General features: G+C 74.4%; 2 protein-coding genes. One reads left to right on the forward strand and one right to left on the reverse strand.

The annotated features are described in order from the left end of the window. Positions 1–206: 206 nt before the first annotated feature. Entirely contained in the window at positions 207–728 is a 522-nt protein-coding gene (locus tag D7W79_RS41305) for a GNAT family N-acetyltransferase (RefSeq protein ID WP_244222265.1), read from the forward strand. A 27-nt stretch (positions 729–755) separates the two neighbouring features. Here the strand turns inward: D7W79_RS41305 and D7W79_RS45980 are convergent. Next, positions 756–2,348: collagen-like domain-containing protein (locus tag D7W79_RS45980; protein ID WP_147442339.1), on the reverse strand; the 1,593-nt coding region annotated here is incomplete at its 5' end.

Raw genomic sequence — 2,348 nt, forward strand, 5'->3', positions numbered from 1 at the left:
TTCATCTGCTCTCTACCCTCCCCCCAGCCCCCCTTATTTCGCGCAACCCTCCTGTCGGACAGGTTCGCGCGGTGCGCCGGCGCCCGGCCGCTGAACGTCCTGCTCGGGCTCCCCGGGGCCACCAGTCGGGAGGACGCACGCTATGGTCCCTGGCCCGTGAAGGGCGTCCTGGCCGGGTCCCCTCACGCAACGCGGAAGGACCCACCGTGACGACGCCCCTGCCCCTAGCGCCACGCCTGCGCCCCGTCACGCCCGGAGACGATGCGTTCCTCTTCACGCTCTACGCGAGCACGCGCGAGCAGGAGCTGGCCGCCTGGGGCTTGCCGCCCGCGCAGGCGGAGCTGTTCCTGCGCATGCAGTACCAGGCCCAGGCCCGCCACTACGCGGCGCAATACTCCTCGGAGGGCCATGCCCTCATCGAACTGGACGGAGCGCCCGTGGGCCGCCAGTGGCTGGTGCGCACGCCCGAGGAGCTGCTGCTGGTGGACGTGGCCCTGCTTCCCGTGCACCGGGGGCGCGGCCTGGGCACACAGCTCTTGAACGAAATCCAGGCGGAGGCGGCGCGAGCGCGCGTGCCCGTGCGGCTGCACGTCACGCGCGACAACCCAGCGCTGCGGCTCTACACCCGGCACGGCTTCACGCCCGTGCCGGGAAGCGACTCGACGTCGCCGTACCTGGAGCTCCAGTGGCGGGCTCCGGAAGGCGACTCCGGAACCGGCGTCAGCTGAGCACGCCGGTCCGGTGAGGGCCTGCTCTCACAGGCCCAGCAGCGACTCCGGCTCCGGGACGACCGTCTGGAGGAAGTAGCCGCCGGTGCCCACGGAGGCGTTCCCGTTCGCCTTCGTGCTCGGGTTGATTCCTCCCGCGTTGCCGCCACTGCCACCGCTGCCGCCGCCGCCACCGGCCGTGTTGATGGTCGTGCCGGACGCAGGCGCCGCGTTGTTACCCGCCGAGCCTCCCGACACCACCACGGAACCCGTCACGCTGGCGGACGAGGAGGAGATGAAATGGACGATGCCGCCACCACCACCACCGCCACCGCCTTCCCCATTGGCGCCGTCGCCGTTGAAGCCATCCGCGCCATTGCCGCCCGTCGCGCGAATGGTGCCGCCCAGCGTGATGCTTCCCTTCGCCGCGACGAGCACGATGCCGCCACCGCCGCCGCCCGTGCCCAGGATGGACACGCTGGCCGTCTGCGGGTTCACTCCGTCCCCTCCCTCCGCCTCGATGGACGCATTCACGGGGATGCGAATGTTGCCGCGCGCGGCCAGCAGCAACGCGCCTCCACCCGCGCCACCTTCAGCGTTCGAGCCCAGATAGAGGCGCGCTCCTGCTCCGCCCGATGCCGACTGCACCCGGCGGACCTGCGCGGCCTGGAACACCGTCAGGCCCGCACCACCGTTGTAGGCGGTCGCCGCCGTCCGGGCGATGCCTGCGGGGGCCTCACCGTTGCCCTGATCCTCCGCGCTTGGCTTCACGATCACCTTGCCGTTCACCGTGATGTCCCCGGAGGAGCGCAGCACCGTGCCGCTGGGAACGATGAGCGTCCCGCTGATGGTGATGCTGCTGAACTGGAGGTTGAAGCCCGAGGGCAGCAGGGACACAGCCGAGGGACTTGTGAGGTCCACGTTCTGGCCGGAGCCCACGTTGAACGCGCCCGCCGAGCCATCGCCGTAGAGCCCCACCGTGCCCGACGGACCCTGCGGCCCTTGTGGCCCCGAGGCACCCGTCGGTCCCGCGGGGCCCGCGGGCCCGGTAGCGCCGACAGGTCCCGTCGCGCCGGTCGCGCCCGTGGGCCCCGCCGCGCCCGTGTCACCCTTCGCGCCCGCCGGCCCGGTCGCGCCAGCAGGGCCGGTCGCGCCCGTGGGGCCCGCCGCGCCGGTATCGCCCTTGTCGCCCTTCGCACCCGCCGGCCCGACCGCGCCAGCAGGCCCCGTCGCGCCCGTGGGACCCGCCGCGCCCGTGTCGCCCTTGTCGCCCTTCGCACCCGCCGGCCCGACCGCGCCGGCAGGGCCGGTCGCGCCCGTGGGGCCCGTCGCTCCCGTGGGACCCGTCGCTCCCGTGTCGCCCTTCGCGCCAGCAGGGCCGGTCGCGCCCACGGCGCCAGTGTCGCCCTTCGGCCCCTCCGGACCGGCGGGACCGACAGCGCCCGCGGGCCCCGTGTCGCCCTTCGCGCCCGCCGGCCCCGTCGGGCCTGCCGCGCCCGTGTCGCCCTTCGCGCCCGTCGGCCCCGCGGGACCGACGTCACCCGTGTCGCCCTTCACGCCCGTGTCGCCCTTGGGCCCCGCCGGCCCCGTGTCGCCCTTCGCGCCCGCGGGCCCCATGGGCCCCACGTTGCCCTGTTGCCC

Source organism: Corallococcus exercitus, assembly GCF_003611585.1.
Lineage (GTDB): Bacteria > Myxococcota > Myxococcia > Myxococcales > Myxococcaceae > Corallococcus > Corallococcus exercitus.